The organism is Mesorhizobium sp. B2-5-4 (assembly GCF_006441095.1).
Lineage (GTDB): Bacteria > Pseudomonadota > Alphaproteobacteria > Rhizobiales > Rhizobiaceae > Mesorhizobium > Mesorhizobium salmacidum.
This window is the reverse complement of the sequence record NZ_VFUR01000021.1, coordinates 45298-65789: the sequence shown is the minus strand read 5'-3', so window position 1 is coordinate 65789 and position 20492 is coordinate 45298. Positions and strand designations below refer to the sequence as shown.

At 65.2% G+C, this 20492-nt stretch carries 25 protein-coding genes and 1 pseudogene; 12 read left to right on the top strand and 14 right to left on the bottom strand.

Annotated features, from left to right (window positions below):
- Nucleotides 1-46 precede the first annotated feature (46 nt).
- On the bottom strand, nt 47-616 hold the full coding sequence (locus tag FJ492_RS23150; RefSeq protein WP_140772440.1) for a DUF308 domain-containing protein: 570 nt from the start codon (nt 614-616) through the stop codon (nt 47-49).
- Between the two features lie 215 nt (nt 617-831).
- Between FJ492_RS23150 and FJ492_RS23145 the strand changes: the two genes are divergently transcribed.
- Nucleotides 832-1731, top strand: a complete 900-nt coding sequence (locus FJ492_RS23145) for an AraC family transcriptional regulator (RefSeq protein WP_140772438.1) — start codon at nt 832-834, stop codon at nt 1729-1731.
- A gap of 37 nt (nt 1732-1768) precedes the next feature.
- Here the strand turns inward: FJ492_RS23145 and FJ492_RS23140 are convergent, their stop codons facing one another.
- Complete coding sequence (locus tag FJ492_RS23140) at nt 1769-2218, bottom strand: universal stress protein (RefSeq protein WP_027146284.1); 450 nt, start codon at nt 2216-2218, stop codon at nt 1769-1771.
- A gap of 261 nt (nt 2219-2479) precedes the next feature.
- On the opposite strand from FJ492_RS23140, the gene FJ492_RS23135 reads away from it, so the two are divergent.
- Nucleotides 2480-3061: a histidine phosphatase family protein gene (locus tag FJ492_RS23135; RefSeq protein ID WP_140772436.1), complete on the top strand. Its 582-nt coding sequence runs from the start codon at nt 2480-2482 to the stop codon at nt 3059-3061.
- 284 nt (nt 3062-3345) lie between these two features.
- On the opposite strand, the gene FJ492_RS23130 is transcribed toward FJ492_RS23135, so the two are convergent.
- From FJ492_RS23130 to FJ492_RS23110, 6 genes are all read right to left on the bottom strand, one after another.
- Nucleotides 3346-3747 carry a VOC family protein gene (locus FJ492_RS23130; protein WP_140508505.1) on the bottom strand — a complete coding sequence of 134 codons (402 nt, stop codon included), beginning with the start codon at nt 3745-3747 and terminating at the stop codon, nt 3346-3348.
- A 76-nt stretch (nt 3748-3823) separates the two neighbouring features.
- On the bottom strand, nt 3824-4882 hold the full coding sequence (locus tag FJ492_RS23125) for an RNA polymerase subunit sigma-70 (RefSeq protein WP_140750609.1): 1059 nt from the start codon (nt 4880-4882) through the stop codon (nt 3824-3826).
- Nucleotides 4883-4922: 40 nt separating this feature from the next.
- On the bottom strand, nt 4923-5357 hold the full coding sequence (locus tag FJ492_RS23120) for a hypothetical protein (RefSeq protein WP_246676095.1): 435 nt from the start codon (nt 5355-5357) through the stop codon (nt 4923-4925).
- Nucleotides 5303-5590: an SDR family NAD(P)-dependent oxidoreductase gene (locus FJ492_RS29300; protein WP_246676094.1), complete on the bottom strand. Its 288-nt coding sequence runs from the start codon at nt 5588-5590 to the stop codon at nt 5303-5305. The genes FJ492_RS23120 and FJ492_RS29300 overlap by 55 nt, the downstream gene beginning before the upstream one ends.
- Nucleotides 5591-5738: 148 nt before the next feature.
- Complete coding sequence (locus tag FJ492_RS23115) at nt 5739-6491, bottom strand: pseudouridine synthase (protein WP_140772434.1); 753 nt, start codon at nt 6489-6491, stop codon at nt 5739-5741.
- A 264-nt stretch (nt 6492-6755) separates the two neighbouring features.
- Nucleotides 6756-7637 (bottom strand): aldo/keto reductase family oxidoreductase, encoded by an 882-nt coding sequence (locus tag FJ492_RS23110; protein ID WP_140772431.1) that lies wholly within the window; start codon nt 7635-7637, stop codon nt 6756-6758.
- Nucleotides 7638-7730: 93 nt separating this feature from the next.
- Here FJ492_RS23110 and FJ492_RS23105 point away from each other — a divergent pair, with 93 nt between their 5' ends.
- From FJ492_RS23105 to FJ492_RS29505, 3 genes and pseudogenes are all read left to right on the top strand, one after another.
- On the top strand, nt 7731-8636 hold the full coding sequence (locus tag FJ492_RS23105; protein WP_140508511.1) for a LysR family transcriptional regulator: 906 nt from the start codon (nt 7731-7733) through the stop codon (nt 8634-8636).
- A 15-nt stretch (nt 8637-8651) separates the two neighbouring features.
- Nucleotides 8652-8992 (top strand): annotated as a pseudogene (locus FJ492_RS29595) (PAS-domain containing protein); the annotation flags it as partial.
- Nucleotides 8993-9472, top strand: coding sequence for a diguanylate cyclase (locus FJ492_RS29505; RefSeq protein WP_348641916.1), 480 nt, complete (start codon nt 8993-8995; stop codon nt 9470-9472).
- Between the two features lie 91 nt (nt 9473-9563).
- On the opposite strand, the gene FJ492_RS23095 is transcribed toward FJ492_RS29505, so the two are convergent.
- Entirely contained in the window at nt 9564-9785 is a 222-nt protein-coding gene (locus tag FJ492_RS23095; protein ID WP_140772429.1) for a hypothetical protein, read from the bottom strand.
- A gap of 113 nt (nt 9786-9898) precedes the next feature.
- Nucleotides 9899-10126 carry a polymerase gene (locus FJ492_RS23090; protein WP_140508513.1) on the bottom strand — a complete coding sequence of 76 codons (228 nt, stop codon included), beginning with the start codon at nt 10124-10126 and terminating at the stop codon, nt 9899-9901.
- An 894-nt stretch (nt 10127-11020) separates the two neighbouring features.
- Between FJ492_RS23090 and FJ492_RS23085 the strand changes: the two genes are divergently transcribed.
- Entirely contained in the window at nt 11021-11317 is a 297-nt protein-coding gene (locus FJ492_RS23085; RefSeq protein ID WP_140772487.1) for a DUF1236 domain-containing protein, read from the top strand.
- 114 nt (nt 11318-11431) lie between these two features.
- Here the strand turns inward: FJ492_RS23085 and FJ492_RS23080 are convergent, their stop codons facing one another.
- Complete coding sequence (locus FJ492_RS23080) at nt 11432-12277, bottom strand: helix-turn-helix transcriptional regulator (RefSeq protein WP_140772427.1); 846 nt, start codon at nt 12275-12277, stop codon at nt 11432-11434.
- Between the two features lie 90 nt (nt 12278-12367).
- On the opposite strand from FJ492_RS23080, the gene FJ492_RS23075 reads away from it, so the two are divergent.
- Nucleotides 12368-13252 carry an SDR family oxidoreductase gene (locus FJ492_RS23075; RefSeq protein ID WP_140772425.1) on the top strand — a complete coding sequence of 295 codons (885 nt, stop codon included), beginning with the start codon at nt 12368-12370 and terminating at the stop codon, nt 13250-13252.
- An 18-nt stretch (nt 13253-13270) separates the two neighbouring features.
- On the opposite strand, the gene FJ492_RS23070 is transcribed toward FJ492_RS23075, so the two are convergent.
- Nucleotides 13271-13969 carry a RibD family protein gene (locus tag FJ492_RS23070; RefSeq protein ID WP_140772423.1) on the bottom strand — a complete coding sequence of 233 codons (699 nt, stop codon included), beginning with the start codon at nt 13967-13969 and terminating at the stop codon, nt 13271-13273.
- Nucleotides 13970-14106: 137 nt separating this feature from the next.
- Between FJ492_RS23070 and FJ492_RS23065 the strand changes: the two genes are divergently transcribed.
- The 4 genes from FJ492_RS23065 to FJ492_RS23050 all read left to right on the top strand — a co-directional run bounded on the left by FJ492_RS23065 (nt 14107) and on the right by FJ492_RS23050 (nt 18619).
- On the top strand, nt 14107-14667 hold the full coding sequence (locus tag FJ492_RS23065) for a dienelactone hydrolase family protein (protein ID WP_140772421.1): 561 nt from the start codon (nt 14107-14109) through the stop codon (nt 14665-14667).
- 260 nt (nt 14668-14927) lie between these two features.
- Entirely contained in the window at nt 14928-15875 is a 948-nt protein-coding gene (locus FJ492_RS23060; RefSeq protein WP_140508520.1) for a substrate-binding domain-containing protein, read from the top strand.
- Between the two features lie 129 nt (nt 15876-16004).
- Nucleotides 16005-17606 carry a sugar ABC transporter ATP-binding protein gene (locus tag FJ492_RS23055; protein ID WP_140718461.1) on the top strand — a complete coding sequence of 534 codons (1602 nt, stop codon included), beginning with the start codon at nt 16005-16007 and terminating at the stop codon, nt 17604-17606.
- Nucleotides 17603-18619, top strand: a complete 1017-nt coding sequence (locus FJ492_RS23050) for an ABC transporter permease (RefSeq protein WP_140718462.1) — start codon at nt 17603-17605, stop codon at nt 18617-18619. The genes FJ492_RS23055 and FJ492_RS23050 overlap by 4 nt, the downstream gene beginning before the upstream one ends.
- A 105-nt stretch (nt 18620-18724) precedes the next feature.
- On the opposite strand, the gene FJ492_RS23045 is transcribed toward FJ492_RS23050, so the two are convergent.
- On the bottom strand, nt 18725-19087 hold the full coding sequence (locus FJ492_RS23045; RefSeq protein WP_140750589.1) for a hypothetical protein: 363 nt from the start codon (nt 19085-19087) through the stop codon (nt 18725-18727).
- A 180-nt stretch (nt 19088-19267) separates the two neighbouring features.
- Between FJ492_RS23045 and FJ492_RS23040 the strand changes: the two genes are divergently transcribed.
- Entirely contained in the window at nt 19268-19570 is a 303-nt protein-coding gene (locus FJ492_RS23040; RefSeq protein ID WP_140508526.1) for a hypothetical protein, read from the top strand.
- 200 nt (nt 19571-19770) lie between these two features.
- Here FJ492_RS23040 and FJ492_RS23035 read toward each other — a convergent pair whose 3' ends face one another.
- Entirely contained in the window at nt 19771-20466 is a 696-nt protein-coding gene (locus FJ492_RS23035; protein WP_181166727.1) for a helix-turn-helix transcriptional regulator, read from the bottom strand.
- Between the last annotated feature and the right edge of the window lie 26 nt (nt 20467-20492).

Here is a 20492-nt window from a genome sequence, read left to right as displayed (position 1 = left end):
CAAACGGTCTTGCGAATGTTTCGGCCAGACCCAGCACGCGGCGGGATCAAGCGGTGGGCTTGCGTGCCCGCATGACGCTCAGCCATATCGCCGAGACGAGAAAATAGAAGGCGCCGAACGCGGCATAGGGCGCGATATCGGTGATGCCCGGCGTCGCGGTGCCGATTGCCTGTTTGATGAAGAAGCCGCCGGCAAGCGCTGACTGCGCACCGCTCAGCACCATCGCCCATTGCGCGCCGGCTCGCCAACGGCGCACACCGGTCGCAAGCTGGAACAAGCCGGAGAGAACGGCCCACGCCCCGAACACCGCCAGGACCGCGTGCGGGCCCTGTCCAAGAGCGATGAAGACCGCGATGGCCGTGATCGTGCTGACCGCCGCGTTGAGCGCCTGGCTGGAATTGGCCTTCAGTCCGCCGCTGCGCTGCGCATCCAGACTATTGGCGATCGCGTCCCATGCGGGGTAGGCGACCAGCAGTACCGCCGCGACCGGCGGCGCGCTTTTGCCAAGGGTAACGGCGGCCGCTACCCAGGCCACTGAAAAGCCTGCCCGCAGGAAATAATATGACTTCAGCCATTGCGATGCGGCGTCGGGTGCCTGGAGTGTTTGAGTGCTCATTGGAACGTCCTGTCTTGTTGGTTGGAATGGCCCGAGAGCGGCGAGTTGACCCGCTTGATCGACTGGGATCATGTCCTCAGGTTGGATGATTGGAACAGCTCATGCTCGCGGCTTTGCTTGCGGGAACGGCTTTAATCCAAGGCAAAAACAGCGCATAGTCAGCACGAAATGCGCTATCGTCGTTAGGAATGTAGGGGAACCGGCTGACTGCATCCATGATGGAATCGCCTGAAAACTTGACCATTCTTCCGGATGGAGCATCCCACGTTACCGGCGATCTCCTGTCGCATGTGCTGGCGCAGATCAGGCTTACCGGGGACCAGGTTTTTTCGCGTTCGCTGGCAAAGGCGGAACAACTCGATCTCGACGAAGGGCAAGCCCATATCGTCGTGGTGACAGCCGGCGCGCTGCACATGGAGAGCGAGGATCAGGCCCCTGTCGTCATCGAGGCCGGCGACCTCGTGCTCCTGCCTCGCGATCCCGGTGGGTCGCGGCTGGTGGCGTCGCGTGCGCAGGTGGCGATCGTCACCTGCCGCTTCTGGTTCGATCCGGATAGTCTTCGGGGGATGATCTTTGCCTTGCCGCAATCCATCCATATCGGACGTGCCCAGGGGGCAGGATGGATAGACGGAATGCTGCCCTTCCTGATGATCGAAACCAGCGACGCCCAGCCCGGCGCGGCCTTGATGATTTCCCGCATCATCGACCTCATGGTCATCCGCACCTTGCGCAGTTGGGTCCATGAAGGACATGCCACGGGCTGGCTCGGCGGGCTTTCGGATGCACGCATCGCCCGATCACTGAAAGCCATCCACGAAAGGCCGCTGCAGCGGTGGAGCATCAATGAACTGGCCGACAAGGCCGGCATGTCGCGTTCGAGCTTCTGCGAGCGCTTCGCCGCGCTCGTCGGGCGCTCGCCGCTGCGCTATCAGAATGAATGGCGCCTAGGCCTGGCCCGGGACCTGCTGGCCAGGCGAGACGCGCGCGTGGGCGAGATCGGCTTGCGCATCGGCTACGAGTCCGAGGCCGCCTTCAGTCGCGCCTACAAACAGCTTTTCGGGCATCCGCCACGGGTTGAATATGCCCTGGCGAATGAACCCGCCAAGCAGCGCTGACCGACGGCGCCATTTTGAAGATATCGAGTTGCGGCCGCTACCGCACCACGAGCACCGGGATCTCGGTGTAGGACAGCACTTCCGCCGTCTGGCTGCCCAGAAGCAGCCTGCCCAGCCCGCGGCGGCCATGCGAGGCCATGACGATCAGGTCGCAACCTTGCGCCTTGGACAGGTCCAGGATCGCTTCGGCGGGTCGGTTGTCCTCGACATGGACCAGCTTGGCGGACACGCCGGCGGCGTCGGCCGATGCCTTGCACTTGTCGAGCACTTCCTTGCCGTAGCGGCGCGCTTCTTCCTGGTAGACGGCCAGCTCATCGCCGGCGACGTAGCCGGCCATGGCGCCGCCCCAGGCGAAGATCGGGAATTGTTCCGAAACGGTGATGAAGGTGACGGCGGCGCCGATGCCCTTGGCCAGCGTGAGGCCATGGGCAACGCCCTTGTCGGCCAGTTCCGAGCCATCGGTGGCGATGAGCAGATGTTTGTACATGATGATCCGACCTGTGATGCCTGATGACTATCCAACAGAGATAGTTATGCCCCCGCGCTCATTCATTGAGCCAATGCGGCGGGGATCAGGGCCAGAGATGTGGCCCAATATCGGTGCTTGTCGTCGGGAGCGGCCGACCGTCGGCCTCGGCGCCGCCCCTCAGCGCCAATCTATCGAGAAGAGGCATGGCACAATTTCGCCGGCCGGATTCCCCTTTGCGAAACCGTCCTCTAAGGTGCCGCCGACATCGAAGGGCATCCCATGAGCAACGCGTTTCCGCAGATCCATCTGGTCCGGCATGGCGAGACGGCATGGAGCCTTTCGGGGCAGCATACCGGGCGCACCGACATGCCGCTGACGCCGGCCGGCGAGGCGGCCGCGCGCGGCGTCGCGGAGCGGCTCAAAGGCTTGTCGTTTTCCGCGGTTTGGTCAAGCCCTTCGCAACGCGCCTACAACACCAGCGTGCTTGCCGGCTTTGGCGCGACAAGCGTCAAGGTGGACGACCTGCAGGAGTGGGATTACGGCGCCTATGAAGGGCGCACGACGAAAGAAATCCTGGCCGAGCGGCCGGGCTGGAACGTGTTTCGCGATGGCTGCCTGCAAGGCGAGATGGCGGCCGATGTCGGCGTCCGTGCCGACAGGATCATCGAGCGCCTGCGCAGGGCCAACGCCGACATACTGATCTTTTCCAGCGCGCATTTCCTGCGCGTGCTCGCCGCCCGCTGGCTCGGCCTGCCGCCGGAAGGCGGCGCGCTGTTCGTGCTCGACACGGCCAGCATCAGCGTGCTCGGCTACGAGCATAACCTCGGCGAGCCGGTCGTGCGCAAGTGGAACCTGAAATAGGGTGCAGCGGTGCCTGCTCAGCGCGGAAGCGCCCGTCACTTCGTCATCCAGGGCGGAGCAAGGAGCGTAGCGACGCGGCGCAGACCCCTGGAGCTGCTCCGCAGCCCAAGGGATCCATGCCGCGAACTCAAGGCGTCTCCACGGTGCCGATCCTGTTCCGCTGCATCCCCCGATTGCTGTCACGGCATGGATACCAGGGTCTCCGCGACGCCGCTTCGCGGCTGCTTCGCACTGGTATGACGAACGCGGAGAGCCTCGGCTAATTCCGGATGCTGGGCTGCTCTCTACCTCTCGAACTTCCTGATCGCCTCGGCGGTGACGGGCTGGAAGAAATTCACCAGATTGCCGTCGGGGTCGCGGAACAGCAGCGAGCGGTTGCCCCAGGGCATGGTGGTGGGCTGCTGCACGATCGTGTTCTTGATAAGGTCCGACAGCCGGGCGAATTCGGCATCGACGTCGCCGACGCGGAATTCGAGGATGGCCGTGTGGTTGTCGGCGGGACGGGCGATGTCGCCGCCGAACAGCATCAAAGTGCGCGTGCTGCCGATCGCCAGCGTGCAGGCCGGTGTCGCCAGTTCGGCGAAGTCTTCCGTGTATACCGTCACCGGCATGCCGGTGATCTCGCCGTAGAAGCGCACGAGGCGCTGGACATCTGATGTGATGATGCGGACAGAGACGAAATTCATCGCATTGGCTCCTTGATCTCGAAGCCGCGACCGGCTCCCGACCGATCCATAGACCAGGTCTCCTGCCAGCTTTCTGTCAGGAGATGGGTTGCGATGGCCGCGCTTGCGGCTCGGACCAGACCGGCGGCAGGCCGAAGGCTGCGAACAAATCGGGTCCGAGCGGGCGGACATAGACCGTCAGCGCGGCGATCTGGCCGTCGGCCGGCTCGATGACGTGCAGCGATTGCGCGCGCCACGCGGCATCCTGATGGCGCTGCGCATAGATCGCCACAGCGGGCTGGCCATTGGCCCTTGTCGCCACCGCGCGGTAACCGGCGAAATTGTTCCACACGGTGTCGAAGAAACCGTGGATCGCCTGGCGGCCCTGGTACCAGTCGTGCCAGGGCGGCATGTGGTAGGTGGCATCCTCGCGCAGGAGTTCGATGAAGCCGTCGAGATTGGCGGCATCCCAGGTCCTGATATAGCGTTCGAGCAGCAGGTCCTCGTCGGCGCTCGGCCGCGCGCGCTGCAGTGGCCGCCCCTTGGGAAAGCGTTCGCCGAGTGTGGCGCGCGCCCGCTGCAGGGCGCTGTTGATCGACGCCGTAGAGCCGCCCAGCAATTGCGCCGCCTCCAGCGCCGACCAGCCGAGCACGTCGCAAAGCAGGAGCGCGGCGCGCTGCCTGGGCGGCAGAAGCTGGATCGCCGCGACGAAGGCAAGCCGGACGGCCTCGCGGGTTTCGTAACGCGCTTCGGGGCCCGGTTCGCCGTCGGCGAGATCCGGCAGCTCGGCGTCGGGATAGGGCTCCAGCCAGGTCAGTTCGGCGGCTGGGCCAGCAGCGGCGCGGCCTTCGGTCGGCGGCCGTGCCGGCTCTTCGAGAATGCGGCGCGTCGACGACCTTGCCTTGATCGCGTTGAGGCAGCTGTTGGTGGCAATGGCGTAGAGCCAGCCACGCGGCGAGCCGTGGCCGTCGAATTGCGAGCGGCCGCGCCATGCTTTCAGGAAAGTGTCCTGGACGAGGTCGTCGGCCTCGTGGAGCGAGCCCATCATGCGGTAGCAGTGCAGCTTGAGTTCGCGGCGGTGGGCGATGGTCAGGCGCTCGAAGGCGGGCCGGTCGAGGACCGGCCGGCCGGATGGCCCGGCAGGGGCGTCTGTCATTTCGAGCTCGCCATGATGATTTCGGGCCATCCTGCGCGCCTCACGCCGCCGCCGCAAGGCCGCTGCCGCTCACCGTGAAGCCGGTGCCCTGCATCTTGCCGGCAGCGAGCGCGACCACGGCACTGGCGACATCGGCGGGCGTCTGCATATCGGTCATGCTGGCTAGGAAATCCGCCGGGCTGATGCCGAGATAGGCCGAAACGCTCGATATGCCGCGCTGGCCGACGCCGGTGCCGGCCATGATGCGCATCGGCGCCAGCGCCATGAAGCGCAGGCCAAGGCCAAGCCGGTCGGCTTCCTTTTGGCTATGGGCGGCGAGGAACAACTGCATGCGCTTGGCGCCGGAGTAGCCACCGGAATTCGGCGGGCCGCCGCTGAATGCAGCGCCGCTGGAGATCAGCACCACGCGGCTGCCGGGCTTCAGCCCGCCGCGCAGCGCCGCCCGGCAGAACAGGAAGGACGCCTTGACGTCCATTTCCCAATTGGCCGAGAACTCGTCCCAGCTCTGGTCCTGAATCGGTCCCGCGTGGCGTCCGCCGCCAGCGTCCTTACGCCCGACGCCTCCCAGGAAAGTTCCTTCAAAGCGTCCGCGCCCCGGGCGATGGCGAGCACGGTTGCTCCCTCGCTCAGCGCGGCTTCCACGATGGAGCGGCCGACGCCCCGGCTGCCTCCGACCACGACGACATTTTGACCTTTCAAGGATCCCATGGATCCACCTCGCTTTCCGGCCCGGAGGATTCCGGCGCCTAATGATCAGGACAGCGGAGGCGGGTGGAAATCATCGGTGGTGACGAGAATTTTTTGAGGCATTGTCCGGCCGTCACCCGCCGAAAAGGCCAGCAACGCAAAGGAACGCTCACTCCGCCAGCAACGCCAGTTCCTCCGCCGTCAAATGCCGCGCCGTGCTCTTGGCGAGGTTGCCGAGCGGCAGGCTGCCGATGGCGATGCGGATGAGGCGCTTGACCTCGATGCCGTGGGCGGCAAGCAGGCGGCGGATGTGACGGTTCTTGCCTTCGTCGAGCACGATCTCCAGCCAGGCGGTGCGGCCGCCGCTGCGCAAAAGCTTGATCGCGTTGGCGGTCAGGGTCTCGCCGTCGACGGTGACGCCAGTGCGCAGCTCGTCCAGCGTCGTTTCATCCGGCACCGTGGCGACCTGCACGTGATAGGTCCTGGGCAGATGCGAGGCCGGATCCATCAGCCGGTTGGCGAAGCGTGTGTCGTTGGTCATCAACAGCAGGCCTTCGCTCGCCTTGTCGAGGCGGCCGACCGGCGAGACATAAGGCAAATCGAGCCCTTCGAGACAGGCATAGACGGTGTCGCGCTGTTGTGGATCGTCACGGGTGGTGACCACTCCGCGCGGCTTGTTCAGCATCAGATAGACCTTGCGCTCGGCAACGACCGCATCGCCATCGACGACGATGCGGTCGCGGTTCATGTCGACGCGCAACGCCGCGTCACGCACGACCTTGCCGCCGACACGCACGCGGCCCGCCGCGATCAGCACCTGCGCCTGCGTGCGCGAACACAGGCCGAGTTTTGACAGCGCGCGGTTCAGGCTGACGCCAGCGCTCGCCGGCCTGCCGGTGTGGTGTGTGTGCCTTGGTGTCATGGCCGTAATGCCGGTGTCGCTCAGGCCGACTGATGGCACGGGCGGCGCTGGCTTCGCAAGCGGGGCGAGGGGTGTTTCGGCACCGCCGCGCTCCACGGCGCCCCCCTCTGTCCTGCTGGACCCGACCCTACGCTATCGCTCCGGGCGTTCGTCGTTCGGAAAGCCAAGCAATTGGCTTCCCGTCCGCTTCGCGGACCACTCCTCACCCCTCCACGAGGGGGTAGATCGGAAGCTCGAATGTCGGCTCTCTCTGCCGCGACCGCCTCAGGCGGCTGCCTTCTCGGCCGCGATGCCGTTCAAGACCTGGATCACATCGACCGGCAGCTTCAGCTCGGCCGCCGCCAGATTCTCCCTGAGATGCCCGACCGACGAGGTGCCCGGGATGAGCAGGATGTTGGGGGAGCGCTGCAACAGCCAGGCGAGCGCCACCTGCATGGGTGTCGCGCCAAGTTTTTGCGCGACGTTGGCAAGCGTGCTCGACTGCAGCGGCGTGAAACCGCCGAGCGGGAAGAACGGCACATAGGCGATGCCGTCGGCGGCAAGCTCGTCGATCAGGGCGTCATCCTGACGATGCGCGATGTTGTATTGGTTCTGCACGCAGACGATGTCGACCATGCCGCGCCCCTGCGCGATCTGTTTGCGCGTGACATTGCTCAGGCCGATATGGCGCACAAGGCCCTGGCGCTGCAGTTCCGCGAGCGTGTCGAGCTGCGGCTCGAGCGATCCTTCGGCGGGTCCATGTATCCCATGCATGGAGCGCAGGTTGACGACCTCGAGCACATCCAGCCCGAGATTGCGCAGATTGTCGTGTACGGCCTGCGTCAGCTCCTTCGGTGACATTGCGGGTATCCACGATGCATCCGCCCCGCGTTTGGCACTGATCTTGGTTACGATGGTGAGGTTGGCGGGGTAGGGGTGCAGCGCCTCGCGGATGATCTGGTTGGTGATGTGCGGGCCGTAGAAATCGCTGGTGTCGATGTGGTCGACGCCGCTGGCAATGGCCTCGCGCAGCACGGCGAGCGCGGCGTCGCGGTCCTTTGGCGGGCCGAAGACGCCCGGTCCGGCCAGTTGCATGGCGCCGTAGCCGAGGCGCTTCACGGTGCGGTCGCCGAGTTTGAAAGTTCCGGCCTTGCTAATGTCGGTCATGGTGTCATCTCCTTTGGGTCAGCCAGATATAGACAACGCGCACCTGAACGATAATATGGTGCAATCAGCACGGCCTGTGCGGAAAGGCGAACAATGGCGGCGGATCTGGGCGACCTCCAGGCGTTCATGGCGGTGGCGCGCGCCGGCGGCTTCCGCGAGGCAGCCCGGGTTGGCAGCGTCAGTGCCTCCAGCCTCAGCGAGACGGTGCGGCGGCTGGAGAGCGCGCTCGGCGTGCGGCTCCTCAACCGCACCACGCGCAGCGTGGCGCCGACCGAAGCCGGCGCGCGCCTGCTCGAGCGGCTCGGTCCCGCGCTCGGCGAAGTCGATGCGGCGCTCGACGTGGTCAACGGTTTTCGCGGCCGCCCGACCGGCACGCTGCGGCTCAACGTGCCGGTCGTCGCGGCGAAACTGGTGCTGCCGCGCCTTTTGCCGCCTTTCCTCGCCGCCTATCCCGACATCCGGCTGGAAGTGACCGCCGAGGACAGTTTCGTCGACATACTGGCGAGCGGTTGCGACGCCGGCATCCGCTATGGCGAGCGGCTGGAGCAGGACATGATCGCCGTGCCGATCGGCCCGCGCCGGCAGCGCTTCGCCACCGCCGCCGCTACGGCCTATCTCGACCGGCACGGCCGGCCCGGCCATCCACGCGACCTGCTCGATCATGCCTGCCTGCGCGGTCGCTTCGCCAGCGGCTTCACGCCGCCCTGGGAGTTCGAACGCGACGGTGAGGTGGTGAGCGTCGACCCAACCGGCCCGCTGCTGGTCAGCACCGGTACGGCAATGGCGCTTGCGCTCGAGGTGGCGGTCGCCGGCGGCGGCATCGTCTCGCTGTTCGAGGACTGGCTGCGCCCTTATTTCGACGACGGCCGGCTGGAGCCGGTGCTGGAGCCCTGGTGGCAGGAATTTTCAGGCCCGTTCCTCTACTATCCCGGCCGCCGCCTGACGCCAGCGCCGCTGCGGGCTTTCATCGATTTTGTCGGTGGGATGCGGTGGGGGTGATCCCGGACCGATATCGTGCCGGGTGCCGACTACCGCGACATCTTGCGCGCTTCGGCGGCGCGCGGCGAAGGCGTCACGCCGCCGGACGCTCTCGAGGAGTGGATCGCCGGCATCATGGCCTCGCAGAAACTTGTCAGTCACCGTCAGGTCCGGCTTGCCGACGGGCGCTGGCTCGATGTGCGCACCCGGCCGACCGGCGATGGCGGAAGCCTCAGCATGTTTTCCGACATCACCGAGGCCAAGCAGGTCGAGGCCGAACTGATGGCCGCCAATGAGAAGCTGAACCTCCTGGCGCACCGCGACGGCCTGACCGAACTGTTGACGCGGCGCGCCTTCGACGAAGCGCTGGCGCGCGAATTCGCCCGCGCCAGCCGCAACGCAATGCCGCTCAGCCTGCTCATCATCGACGTCGACTGTTCAAGCGGTTCAACGACCATTACGGCCATCCGGCAGGCGAGTGCCTGCGCGTCGTCAGCCGGTGCATCGAGGCGGCAGCCCGCTGGCCGGCAGACGCCGCCGCCCGCTATGGCGGCGAGGAGTTCGGGCTCATCCTGCCCGAGACCGACGCGCATGGGGCCTTCGTCATCGCCGAAAACCTCAGGAGCAAGGTGCGCGATCTCGCTATCGGGCATGCCGGCAGCGAAAAGGGCATCGTCACCGTCAGCATTGGGGTCAGCACCCTAGACGCGGGTGGCGCCGCGATGGAGATTGCCGATCTTCTGAGACGCGCCGACGAGGCGCTTTACGGCGCCAAGGCCGCTGGGCGGGACCGGGTGCATGGCTGGCGCCCGCATCTCAGCGGCCAACGCTCGACCGGTTCCCGGCGCAAGACTTGAGCCTTCCCAAATCCTGGGGGCCGGGCTGCCGGTAGAGTTTGGATCGAGGCTGAGCTGGCGATTGCCTGAACGAGGATCAGGCCAGGCACCTTCAACCGCTGTGAACTGAATCCGCGCTGGCGGGATCGAGCTTCACAAGACGAGCCTTCGCCTCGCCGACGCGTTGTTGCGCCGATCGTATCCTGTCACAAAGCCTCAGATTGATACCAACGCCACACTCCTCGTCCAGCATCGCGTTTGCACGTTCGAGGGCGAGTTCCGCTCGGTTAAGTCGCTGCCTTGCCCTGGCCAGTTCCAAGGTCAGAAGTTCCATTACTGCTGTTTCCGTAGTTACGGTCCCTTCAGGTGGGAAACCGTTGCCGGTCGTTTTGGTTCCGGCTGTTCGCGCGCAGCTGCATTCGCCGCCGCGCGCGCCCTTGACGGCCCTCAGGACGGCCTTGGATGGGCAAGGCTGGTGTCGAAAGTGTCCGGCAGGACAGGTGTGCCATTGGGCGCAGTCGAGGCTGTCGTCATCCTGTCGACCGCCGGGATGATGACCATGCGGGCATGCTGCTCCGGCCACAATGGCTTTCCGAAAAGGAAGAACGTGCTGGCGAGAAAACAGACCAGCAAGAGGATGGCCAAGGTATTGGCGATGATCTCACCAAGCTGCATTATCTCTCCTCCAAATCACGCACCTGCAATGGGCAACGAGCACCAGCGGACTATGTTCAACGTGTGGGACCAATGCGCCTGATACTTTGGACTTCAGTCCGAGTTGCGGGTCGAACGATAAAGGCACAACCTGCCTGCGCACCGGCCGAGCCTCCACCAATGGTGGCAGCCGGAGCATGGCCCGGCCTGCTCGCAACGTACCGAGCCCTCCGCCAAGGCAGGCCGGGCTGCCTCTCCTGAAGCATCATGAACGGACCGCGATTTCCGCGGGCAGCGGCGAGCGTTGATTCCTCGGCAACGGTTAAGCCCGATCCGCGGGGTGACGGAAAGCACGCCGAGATCCGTTAGACAGGGATTGTATGGACGCATCCGCTGTCCCATCGCCTCAACTCGGCGCCACGATTGCCAGTGAAAAACGACAAGGGCTGCTACCAGCTTAAGGTAAAGCTGACGAGCAGGACGGCGATCAGGGCCGATAACGGGACCGCCATCAACAGCGCCGCCTCCATAAGTCGGGTTTCCTTGTCGCTGAACATCAGGATCTCCTCACATCTCGGCCCGAAACCAGGAAATTCAGGGTTCGCCCACCGCATGGAAGCAGCGGACGAACCCTGTTGGCGCAGGAAGGGACGTTAGCTGCGCCAATTTGAAAAAAACGCGCGGTCGCTGTCCGACTTTCACCAGCTATCCGCCGTGACCTTGCAGCGAACAACGAGCATGAAAGATGGCCGTTCCCGCTGGCGGCTCCGGCAGGACCATTGCGTTTTGAGATGGGACCAAAGTCTTGGGAATGTCGGACCGAAGCCCAATCCTGGAACATTCAATCCCGCCTGAAGTTCGATCGGCAGCGCGGTGACAATGTCGTAGCTGCGTGGATTTCACATGGAGGAACTGATGAAAAAGAATCTTGCCGCCGTAGCCGCGGTTCTGTTGCTCGCAGGTGTCGGCGCGGCCGCCGCCGAGGACGTCGTCATCCAGCCCGAGCAGGAAACTGTGATCAAGGAATATGTGAAGAAGCAGCCGCTGGCTTCGGTCAAGGTTCCCGGCGTGGAACTCAATATCGGCACGGCCTTGCCAGATACCGTTGAACTCCACGAAGTTCCCAACGTCAAATATCGCTACGCCGTGATTGACAACCGGACGGTGATCGTGGATCCGGGCACCCGCAAGATCGTCAAGGTCATCGAGTAGCCGCGCCGGCCCGCCGCCCGGCTGGTGACGGGCCAATTGCGCAAAACGCGTTTGCCCGAGCAATCAAAATTCGCGCCGGTCGTTGCCGATCTCGCGCCTGCTAATCCTGCATCATTACGATGGGTCCGCCTCCTGCAGTTCGCGGCGCCGGGCCAGCGCGCGAATTCGGTCGGCGACCTTGCCGTCCACCGGGTTGTAGACGGTCAGGCTCAGATCCGGCCGGCCGTCGACCGCGAAGGCCGAATATTCGAGCTCGATGTCGCCGAGTTCGGGATGCTTCAGGCGCTTTGTCCCGTCGCCATGGCTGAGCACGTCGTTTTCCCGCCACAGGGCGGCAAACTCGGGACTGGCGCTGCAAAGCTCGTCCACGAGCTGGGCGACCTCGGACACCGCGCCGGCGCGTGCCGCGTCGGCCCGGAACGCGCCGACCACGAAGCGGGCAAGGTTCTCCCAATCGTGCTGCTTGGCGCGGATAGTGGGGCTCAGGAACATGAAACGCAGGATGTTGCGCTGACCCGGGGGCAAGGTGCTGTAGTCGGTCATCACGATTTGCGCGGCGCGGTTCCAGGCGACGACATCCCAGGTCGCCGTCTTGATCAAGGCCGGGCTTGCCTCGAGCGTGTCGATAAGGCGCTGCAGCCTGGGGCTGACGCCGTCGGCGCCGATGTAGCGGACCTCGGGCGGACGCCCCAGCCCCAGCATGAAAAGATGTTCGCGCTCGGCCTCGGTCAGCAGCAGTCCCTTGGCGATCCGGTTCAGCACGTCGGCCGAAGGCGCGCCGCCGCGGCCCTGTTCAAGCCATGTGTACCAGGTCGGGCTGATGTTGGCGCGCTGGGCGACCTCTTCCCGGCGCAGTCCCGGCGTGCGCCTGCGCCCCGAGAAGCCGAACGACGAGGGGTCCAGCCGGGTGCGCCGGTCCTTCAGAAAGGCTGCGAGCGAACCGGCGGAATTGTTGGGCATCCTGTTAGTCCTTATACCATGATAAGGTCACTACTTTAATGGAATAATAGACCAGCGATACTGCGCGGGCAACTGTGCGGGAGATTTTGCATGCGTATCTTTCTTACCGGCGCCACCGGCTTCATCGGTTCGGCGATTGTCCCCGAACTTCTTCAGGCCGGCCATCAGGTAATCGGCGTCACTCGTTCGGATGCCGGCGCCGAGGTGTTGGCTGCCGCGGGCGTGGAGGTGTATCGCGGAACCCTCGAGGATTCCGAGGGCCTGCGCGACGGCGCGGCGAAGGCGGAAGCGGTGATCCACACGGCCTTCGACCATGATTTTTCGAGGTTCGCCGAGAATTGCGAAAAGGACAGGCGCGTCATCGCGGCACTCGGCCAGGCACTCGCCGGCTCCGACCGGCCGCTGGTGATCACGTCGGGCACCGGAATGGGCGCCCCCGGCCATGGCCAGTTGGCGGTCGAGGACGTCTTCAACCCCAGCCATCCCAATCCGCGCGTCGCCTCCGAACTCGCCGGGAATGCTCTGCTGGAGGCGGGCATCAACGTATCGGTGATGCGGCTGCCGCAGGTCCATAACACGGTCAAGCAGGGGCTGATCTCGCCGCTCATCGAAATCGCGCGCCAGAAAGGCGTCTCGGCCTATGTCGGTGAAGGCCGCAATCGCTTTGCGGCGGGCCATCTCCTCGACGCGGCGCGCCTCTATCGTCTTGCAGTGGAAAAGCGGCAGCCGGGCGCGCGTTATCACGCGGTCGGCGAGGAAGGCGTCGAGGTCCGCGCGATCGCCGAGGCGCTTGGCCGGGGGCTGAACCTGCCGGCCGTTTCGATCGCGCCTGAAAAGGCGGCGGAGCATTTCGGCTGGATGGCGATGTTCGCCCCCATGGACCTGCCGGCCTCCAGCGCGCTGACCCAGGCGCGGCTCGGCTGGCATCCGACCGGGCCGACGCTGATCGCCGATCTGGACGCCATGCGATACTGAAGCGCGTAAGAGGCGGCCTTAGCCAGGGGTGACGGCGTAGCGCAAATGGACGAGCCCATGCGCGAGGGCTTTGCAATCCGTGAGCGACAACCGCACCTTGCCGGCAAGGCCGCTTTCACCGAACTCGACAAAGCCCTGGTTTGCCGCCCGCGCGTCGAGCGCGGGGGCAATAAGTAGGCTGAGCTCATCGACCAGCCCCGCCGCCAGGAAGGAGCCGTTGATGCCGGCGCCGCCTTCGAGCAGCAGGCGGCGAATGCCGAGCTCACGGGCAAGCACGTCCAGCATGGCGGCGAGATCGATGCCGGGCGTTCGCGACACGATATATGACACGCCGTCGCCGGCGAGCTCGGCCAGATGGCTGTCCTCGACATCATGCCCGAGCAGCACCACGACATGGTCGCCGCCGATGTCGGGTTTGCCGAAGTGCAGCTTGCCCGAGGCATCGAGCGCCACGGCAAAGCTGCCCGCGTCGCGCCGCGCGAAATGATGCGGCCGCTCGACCTTGCCCACATGCGCGGGCGGATGCGCGGCGGCCTTGCTCATCTCGGCCATGGTGACGCGGCCGACGATCCAGGCATCACCTTCGAGGTCGTTGTGGATCTGCTCATAGAGGCCCGACCACTCCGCCCGGCTGCCGTCGGGGCTTTCGGTATAGCGGCTCGGATGAAGGCTGCCATCGAGCGAGGCAAGCATATGGCAGATGATGCGCGGCTTCATATGCTGTCTCCATTTCGTCGGCTTGGCCGCCCCAAAGGTAGTGCCGTACCGGGAAAATGGAAGCCGATGCGGTGTGCCTTGAGGCTGCAAGCCCCGGCAGGTAAAATGACTGGATCTGCGTGACTATGGGCCGGCGCATGGCGAACATGATCCTGTTTCACTCGGTTCTTGGCCTTCGCCCGATCGAGCGTCATCTTGCGGAACGCCTTCGCGCCTGCGGCCATGCGGTCGCACTGCCAGACCTTTATCAGGGTGCGGCGACGGACGATCTCGACGAAGGGTTCGCGATCAAGGCGCGGATCGGTTGGGATGCCATATGCCTGAAGGCGCGAGAGGCTCTGGCCTCGACGCCGGGCGATGCGGTGCTGGCGGGCATCTCGATGGGCGCCGGCGTGGTGGCGGAATTCTGGGCGTCGCGGCCGCTGGCAGCGGGTGTTCTGCTGTTGCATGGGTTGGCGACCGTGCCTGCCAACACACGACCCGGCTTGCCGATCCAACTGCATGTCGCGGACACCGATCCACTGTTCCCTGAGCCCGACGTCAGCGCCTGGCAGGAAAGCGCGGAGGCAGCGAAAGCGGATGTGCAGGTTTTCCGCTATCCAAACTCGGGACATTTTTTTTCCGACCCGGCACTGCCCGACTACAATGCAGCGGCCGCCGCGCAGCTCTGGAGCCGCTCCTTGGCGTTCCTGATGTAGAAGGCCTTCGGACCGAAGAGTCCAAAGTTTCGGACAATTCCGACAAGTCGCTGTCCTGCCTGTTATATCGATGTTGCACAAACGGTTGACCCTGGGTTAGCATTCTCTTGTTGACGCCGATCGGAGGAATTTAGGCGGTCAGCTGGAGCGGCATGCGTTCTTGGCGCAAGGAGGATGCTCCAACACTTTAACCGGCGCGTGATCCTTCCTGAAACCGGTCCCGGTTTTTAGGGACGTGCGCTTCTGTGGAGGAGGAACCCATGAACAGACGCGAATTCCTGATGACGTCCGTGGCCGCGGGCGCCATGATGCTGGCCGCACGCTCGGCTTTCGCCGCGGACAAACTGACCATTCTCGGCTCGGTGCCCAGTCTCGGCTTTCCGTTTTTCGTGCACATGCTGAACGAGATCAAGGCCGAAGCGCAGGCGCAAGGCGTCAACCTGACCGAGAGCGACGGCCAGAACTCGGCCACCAAGCAGACCGCCGACATCGAGGCGGCGCTGGTGCAGAAGGTCAACGCCATCGTCATCTCGCCGCTCGACGTCAACGCGCTGGCGCCAGCCATCGAGGAAGCGGTCAAGGCCGGGGTTCCCGTGGTGACGATCGACCGCCGCGTCGACGGTGTCCAGGGCATCCTTGCCCATGTCGGCGCCGACAACGTCAAGGGCGGCGAGGCGGAAGCCCAGGCCGTGGTTGCGGCATTCCCCAATGGCGCCAAGCTGTTCCACCTGCAGGGCCAGCCGGGCGCGGGTCCTGCGATCGACCGCAACAAGGGCGTGCACAATGTGCTCGATCCGCTGAAGGACAAGTACCAGATCATCTATGAGCAAACCGCCAACTTCGCCCGCGCCGAGGCGCTGACGGTGACGGAAGCCGGCCTTGCCGCCAACGGCAAGCCGGACGCCATCATCTGCGCCAATGACGACATGGCGCTGGGCGCGCTCGAAGCGTGTGCCGCGCGCAACTTCAGCGACGTCAAGATCTACGGCTTCGATGCGCTGCCGGAAGCGCTGGTCGCCGTGCGCGACGGCAAGCTCGCCGGCACGGTCGAACAGTTTCCCGGCAAGCAGTCGCGCACCGCCGTGCAGATCGCGGTCGCCTACGCCAAGGACAAGACCGAGCCGAAGGAGAAGCTGGTGCTGCTGACGCCCATCGTCATCGGCAAGGACAATCTCGACAAGGCGGAGAGGCTGAACGAGACGAAGTAGGGCAGTCAGCTTCGATTGATAAGCCGGCGGGACAGCGCCCCCCTCTGTCCTGCCGGACAGTCCGGCAGGACAGAGGGGGGCGTTCAAGCGCAACCTGGCTAATCTAGGGGTGGCAACAAGGAGAAGTCTTTGCCTTTAGTTGAGGCCGCATCCCCGGTCTTGCTTGCCGTCGAGGGCGTCACCAAGCATTTCGCCGGCGTCACCGCGCTGAGCGATGTCTCGCTCGATGTCCGCCGTGGCGAAATCCTCGGCCTGCTTGGGGAGAACGGCGCGGGAAAATCGACGCTCTTGAAAATCCTGTCCGGTGTCATGCCGCCTTCCGGCGGCCGCATCACCTTCGACGGCGCCGACTACCAGCCGGCGAGCCCGCAGGATGCCAAGCGGCACGGCATCGTCACCATCTACCAGGAGCTCAGCCTGATCCCGACGCTGACGGTGGCGGAGAACATTTTCATTGGCCGCGCGCCGACCGGCCCGCTCGGACTGGTGAGCTGGCGCAAGATGGAGCAGGATTCCCGCGCCATCATTGCCCGCGTCGGTCTCTCCATCGACCCGATGACGCCGGTGTCGGCGCTGTCGGTGGCCGAACAGCAGCTGGTCGAGATCGCCCGTGCATTGTCTTTGAAAAGCCGCCTGATCATCATGGACGAGCCGACTTCGGCGCTGACCGAGACAGAGGTGCAGCGCCTGCTGTCGATCATGGACCGGCTGCGCAAGGACCATGTCGCGATCATGTTCGTCACCCACCGGCTGGAAGAGGCATCCGCCATCTGCGATCGCATGACCGTGCTGCGCGACGGCAGGCTGGCGGGGCATCTCGACCGTCAGGGCGGGCCGATCAAGCTGCCCGCCATCATCGAGAAGATGGTCGGCCGCGCCGCCTCCGAACTTTACGCGCGGCCGGCGCAACGCGCGGTGGCCGGCGATGTCGTGCTTTCCGTGCGCGGCTTGCGCACCGTGCGCGACCCCGAGGCGCCGCATGCCATCGTGCTCGACGGCGTCGACATAGACCTCAAGGCCGGCGAGATCCTCGGCGTCGCCGGCCTCGTTGGCTCAGGCCGCACCGAGCTGGCGCGCGCCATTTTCGGCGCCGACCGGATAGCTGCGGGAACGATCACACTCGACGGCAGGGAAATCGCGCCTGCTTCGCCGGCCGACGCCATCGCGCTCGGCATCGGCCTGGTGCCGGAGGACCGCAAGCACCAGGCGATCTTTGCCGCGCTTGGTATCCTGCCGAACTTCTCGGTCGCCTCGCTTGGGCGTTTCAGCAACGGCTTCGGCTTCATGGCCGAGCGGCGCGAGCGCGATGCGCTGTCGGGGTTCAGGAAGATGCTGTCGATTCGCATGGCGTCGGCCGAACAGGCGATCGAAGGCCTGTCGGGCGGCAACCAGCAGAAGGTGATCCTGGCGCGCTGGCTGGCGCGCGACCCGAAAGTGCTGATCGTCGACGAGCCGACGCGCGGCGTCGATGTCGGCGCCAAGGCGGAAGTGCACCAGATCCTGGTGCAACTGGCGGCGCGCGGCATCGCGGTGATGATGATCTCGTCCGAACTGCCCGAAGTGCTGGCCGTGTCGGACCGCATCGTCACCATGCGCAAGGGGCGCATCACCGGGCAGATGCCGGGCGTCGAGGCAAACGAGGAAAAGCTGATGGAATTGATGGCGCTCGACAGGCAGGATACGCCGCGACAGGACGCGCCGGCACAGGATGCGGAAGGGCAGGCACGATGAGCATCGCCGAGGAACAGAACCAGCGTGGCGGCGTGACGATCGCCCGGCTTTTGATGAGCTTCGGGCCGCTGCTGTTCCTGGCGGCGCTGGTCGTCGTCTTCACCGTGCTGAAGCCGAGCTTCATGGACCCGATCAACCTGTTCAACATCACCAGGCAGATATCGATCACCGGGTTGATCGCGCTGGGCATGACCTTCGTCATCCTCACCGCCGGCATCGATCTGTCGGTCGGCTCGCTGCTCGCCTTCTGCGGCATGGTGGCGGCCGTGGTGGCCAAGGGCGGCACCGCCAACACGCTGTCGCTGTCGACGTCAGGCACGCAGGGCTATGGCTGGTTCGCGGCGCTGCTGGCCGCCGTCGTGGTCGGTGCGCTCGCTGGCGGCGTGCAGGGGGTCGCCATCACAAGGCTGAAAGTGCCGCCCTTCGTCGTCACGCTGGGTGGGCTGACGGTGTTCCGCGGACTGACGCTGACCATTTCCAATGGCGGTCCGATCTCCGGCTTCGACGCCTCGATGCGCTGGTTCGGCACCGGCCTGATCGGCCCGGTGCCGGTGCCGGCGCTGATCTTCGCCGTCGCCGCCATCCTGTGCCACATCGTGCTGCGCTACACCCGCTATGGCCGTGCCGTCTATGCCGTCGGCGGCAATGCCGAAGCGGCACGACTGTCGGGCCTGCGCGTCGACCGCATCCTGGTCTCTGTCTATGTCATCGTCGGCTTCTTCGCCGGGCTCGCCGCCTTCGTGCTGTCGGCGAGGCTGAATTCTTCCGAAGCGGTCGCCGGCATCGGCTACGAGCTGACGGTGATCTCCGCCGTCGTCATCGGCGGCACCTCGCTGTTCGGCGGCATCGGCTCGGTCGGTGGCACGGTGGTGGGCGCGGCGCTGATCGGCGTGCTGCAGAACGGGCTGCAGTTCAACAACGTCTCTTCCTACACGCAAAGCATCGTCATCGGGCTCATCCTGATCCTGGCGGTGGCGTTCGACCGGTGGCTGAAATCACGGGTGAGGCGGTGAGGGGAGTTTTTTCCTTCTCCCCTTGTTGTGGGAGAAGGGATCACCGGCTGCCGCGTTGCTTGCAAAACGTCCTCGCCTGAAACCCGCAAACGGCGCTGTCGAGCCTCACGCCGCCTGCCTTGCCCACAAACCATGGCCGTAGCGGCGGAAGAAACGGGCTATGAGAAGCTGCTGCCTTGCCCTGGCGAGATCGGGCAGGCGCCGTTCCTGGCGCCAGCGCGGCATGTTTCGCCAGCCAGCGATGAACCGGATCGCATCCTCGACGGCTTCGTGCGCCGATAGCGCCGGGCCGATCGCGGCCAGGAACAGAAGCTCCGTTTGTTTCAATTCCTCGATGACGGCCTTGCGCCTGAAATGATCCAGGCGGGCCTGCGCGATGCCGTTGCGGCGGATCGCCTCGAAGGCTTCGAGCAAAGCGGGACTGTCGCCGGTGTAACCGCAGGCGCGGGCGAAATCGGCGGCATCCATTCTTGCTCCCGGATCTGGCGCGTGCAATCCGCGCCGACTCATATTTGCAAGTTACATATAAGCATAACTCAAATATGCATAGAAGAGAGACTTTTGGAGGAGTTTGGAAACTGCGACTCGACTCCTGCTTCAAAACACGGGAATATGTGAACAAATCACGAACAAAAGGACGGAGGAACGATGGCGTTGCCGGGCAGGGAAGCAGTGATCGCGCAGGTCGCCTCGCTGTCGGTCGAATGCGCCGATTGCGGCCGCAACAGGTGGTGGCGACCCGATCAGTTGAAGCGCTTCGGGGTGAACGGGAACACGCCGCTGGCCGCGCTGTCGGGTCGCATCGTCTGCTCGGCCTGCCGCGCCGACGGGCTGCCGGGCGCCGCGGTCTCGATCCAGGCCGCGTTCATCGACGAGCGCCAGCGCGTGCGCTCGGAAGCGCGGATGCTGAGCGATCGCGAAGCGCCGCTGGCAGGCTCGAGGCGGGCTTGAGAGGCGCTGATTCTTCCTTCTCCCCCTGTGGGAGAAGGTGGATCGGCGCGTAGCGCCGAGACGGTTGAGGGGTGTTCCAGCGGAGCGAGACGTCGGCTTTCCTGGGAAAAACCCTCATGCGACCTAGCTTCGCGAGGCCGCCGCCCTGGGCGAGTCACGAGCCTCGCCCGCCGCACAGGGGGGGGTAAAGGAAGTGAGCCTCAATACCCCAGCAGTTCCTTCAGCGGGATGACGCGCCAGACTTGCTTGATGGCGTAGCGGTTGAAGGTCAACGTCTTGGGCGGATTGTATTGTTCGACCACCAGCTCGCCCGCCGTGCGCCGGACCAGTTTCTTTATGAAGGCCTTGCCGTTCTTCTCGTTCTCTTCCGGAAAGGTCTCGATCACCACATGGTCGCCCGGCACCGCGTCGCGGCCGCCGCAATAGATCATGTCGCCGGGCTCGTAGCGCGGCACCATGGAATCCGAGAGCACATGCAGCGCGAACACTTTCGGCAGGTTGCGGACCCCTGGCGGACGCTGGACGTATCCCGCAGGCTCGCCGTTGAAGGTGAAATCGCCATCATCGCCGCCGACAGCGGCGCCGAGCACCGGAATATCCATGGCTCCGGCCGGCAGGGGGGCGGCATCGGTGACGATCTCGGCGTCCGCCACCGGGCCGGCATCGTCGAGGAAGACGACCTCGCCCTTGCCGAGCGCCACGGGGTCGACACGCAGGAAGGCGGCGGTCTTCAACAGGTTCTCGGTCTTGGGCAGGTTGCGCCCGGTTTCCCAGTTGCCGACGGCGGCGACATCGGTGTCGTTGTGCTCGGCGATGTGGCGCATGACCAGGCCGCGCTGCTTGCGTGCCTGGCGGATCGCGGCCCCGACCCTGATCGACAGTTGCGTTTTCACCATGGCCTCATGTGACCAACAAGTCCTGC

Coding starts and splice junctions, on each gene's coding strand:
- FJ492_RS23150 (WP_140772440.1), bottom strand. CDS start 616: ATGAGCACTCAAACACTCCAGGCACCCGACGCCGCATCGCAATGGCTG.
- FJ492_RS23145 (WP_140772438.1), top strand. CDS start 832: ATGATGGAATCGCCTGAAAACTTGACCATTCTTCCGGATGGAGCATCC.
- FJ492_RS23140 (WP_027146284.1), bottom strand. CDS start 2,218: ATGTACAAACATCTGCTCATCGCCACCGATGGCTCGGAACTGGCCGAC.
- FJ492_RS23135 (WP_140772436.1), top strand. CDS start 2,480: ATGAGCAACGCGTTTCCGCAGATCCATCTGGTCCGGCATGGCGAGACG.
- FJ492_RS23130 (WP_140508505.1), bottom strand. CDS start 3,747: ATGAATTTCGTCTCTGTCCGCATCATCACATCAGATGTCCAGCGCCTC.
- FJ492_RS23125 (WP_140750609.1), bottom strand. CDS start 4,882: ATGACAGACGCCCCTGCCGGGCCATCCGGCCGGCCGGTCCTCGACCGG.
- FJ492_RS23120 (WP_246676095.1), bottom strand. CDS start 5,357: ATGGACGTCAAGGCGTCCTTCCTGTTCTGCCGGGCGGCGCTGCGCGGC.
- FJ492_RS29300 (WP_246676094.1), bottom strand. CDS start 5,590: ATGGGATCCTTGAAAGGTCAAAATGTCGTCGTGGTCGGAGGCAGCCGG.
- FJ492_RS23115 (WP_140772434.1), bottom strand. CDS start 6,491: ATGACACCAAGGCACACACACCACACCGGCAGGCCGGCGAGCGCTGGC.
- FJ492_RS23110 (WP_140772431.1), bottom strand. CDS start 7,637: ATGACCGACATTAGCAAGGCCGGAACTTTCAAACTCGGCGACCGCACC.
- FJ492_RS23105 (WP_140508511.1), top strand. CDS start 7,731: ATGGCGGCGGATCTGGGCGACCTCCAGGCGTTCATGGCGGTGGCGCGC.
- FJ492_RS23095 (WP_140772429.1), bottom strand. CDS start 9,785: ATGGAACTTCTGACCTTGGAACTGGCCAGGGCAAGGCAGCGACTTAAC.
- FJ492_RS23090 (WP_140508513.1), bottom strand. CDS start 10,126: ATGCAGCTTGGTGAGATCATCGCCAATACCTTGGCCATCCTCTTGCTG.
- FJ492_RS23085 (WP_140772487.1), top strand. CDS start 11,021: ATGAAAAAGAATCTTGCCGCCGTAGCCGCGGTTCTGTTGCTCGCAGGT.
- FJ492_RS23080 (WP_140772427.1), bottom strand. CDS start 12,277: ATGCCCAACAATTCCGCCGGTTCGCTCGCAGCCTTTCTGAAGGACCGG.
- FJ492_RS23075 (WP_140772425.1), top strand. CDS start 12,368: ATGCGTATCTTTCTTACCGGCGCCACCGGCTTCATCGGTTCGGCGATT.
- FJ492_RS23070 (WP_140772423.1), bottom strand. CDS start 13,969: ATGAAGCCGCGCATCATCTGCCATATGCTTGCCTCGCTCGATGGCAGC.
- FJ492_RS23065 (WP_140772421.1), top strand. CDS start 14,107: ATGGCGAACATGATCCTGTTTCACTCGGTTCTTGGCCTTCGCCCGATC.
- FJ492_RS23060 (WP_140508520.1), top strand. CDS start 14,928: ATGAACAGACGCGAATTCCTGATGACGTCCGTGGCCGCGGGCGCCATG.
- FJ492_RS23050 (WP_140718462.1), top strand. CDS start 17,603: ATGAGCATCGCCGAGGAACAGAACCAGCGTGGCGGCGTGACGATCGCC.
- FJ492_RS23045 (WP_140750589.1), bottom strand. CDS start 19,087: ATGGATGCCGCCGATTTCGCCCGCGCCTGCGGTTACACCGGCGACAGT.
- FJ492_RS23040 (WP_140508526.1), top strand. CDS start 19,268: ATGGCGTTGCCGGGCAGGGAAGCAGTGATCGCGCAGGTCGCCTCGCTG.
- FJ492_RS23035 (WP_181166727.1), bottom strand. CDS start 20,466: ATGGTGAAAACGCAACTGTCGATCAGGGTCGGGGCCGCGATCCGCCAG.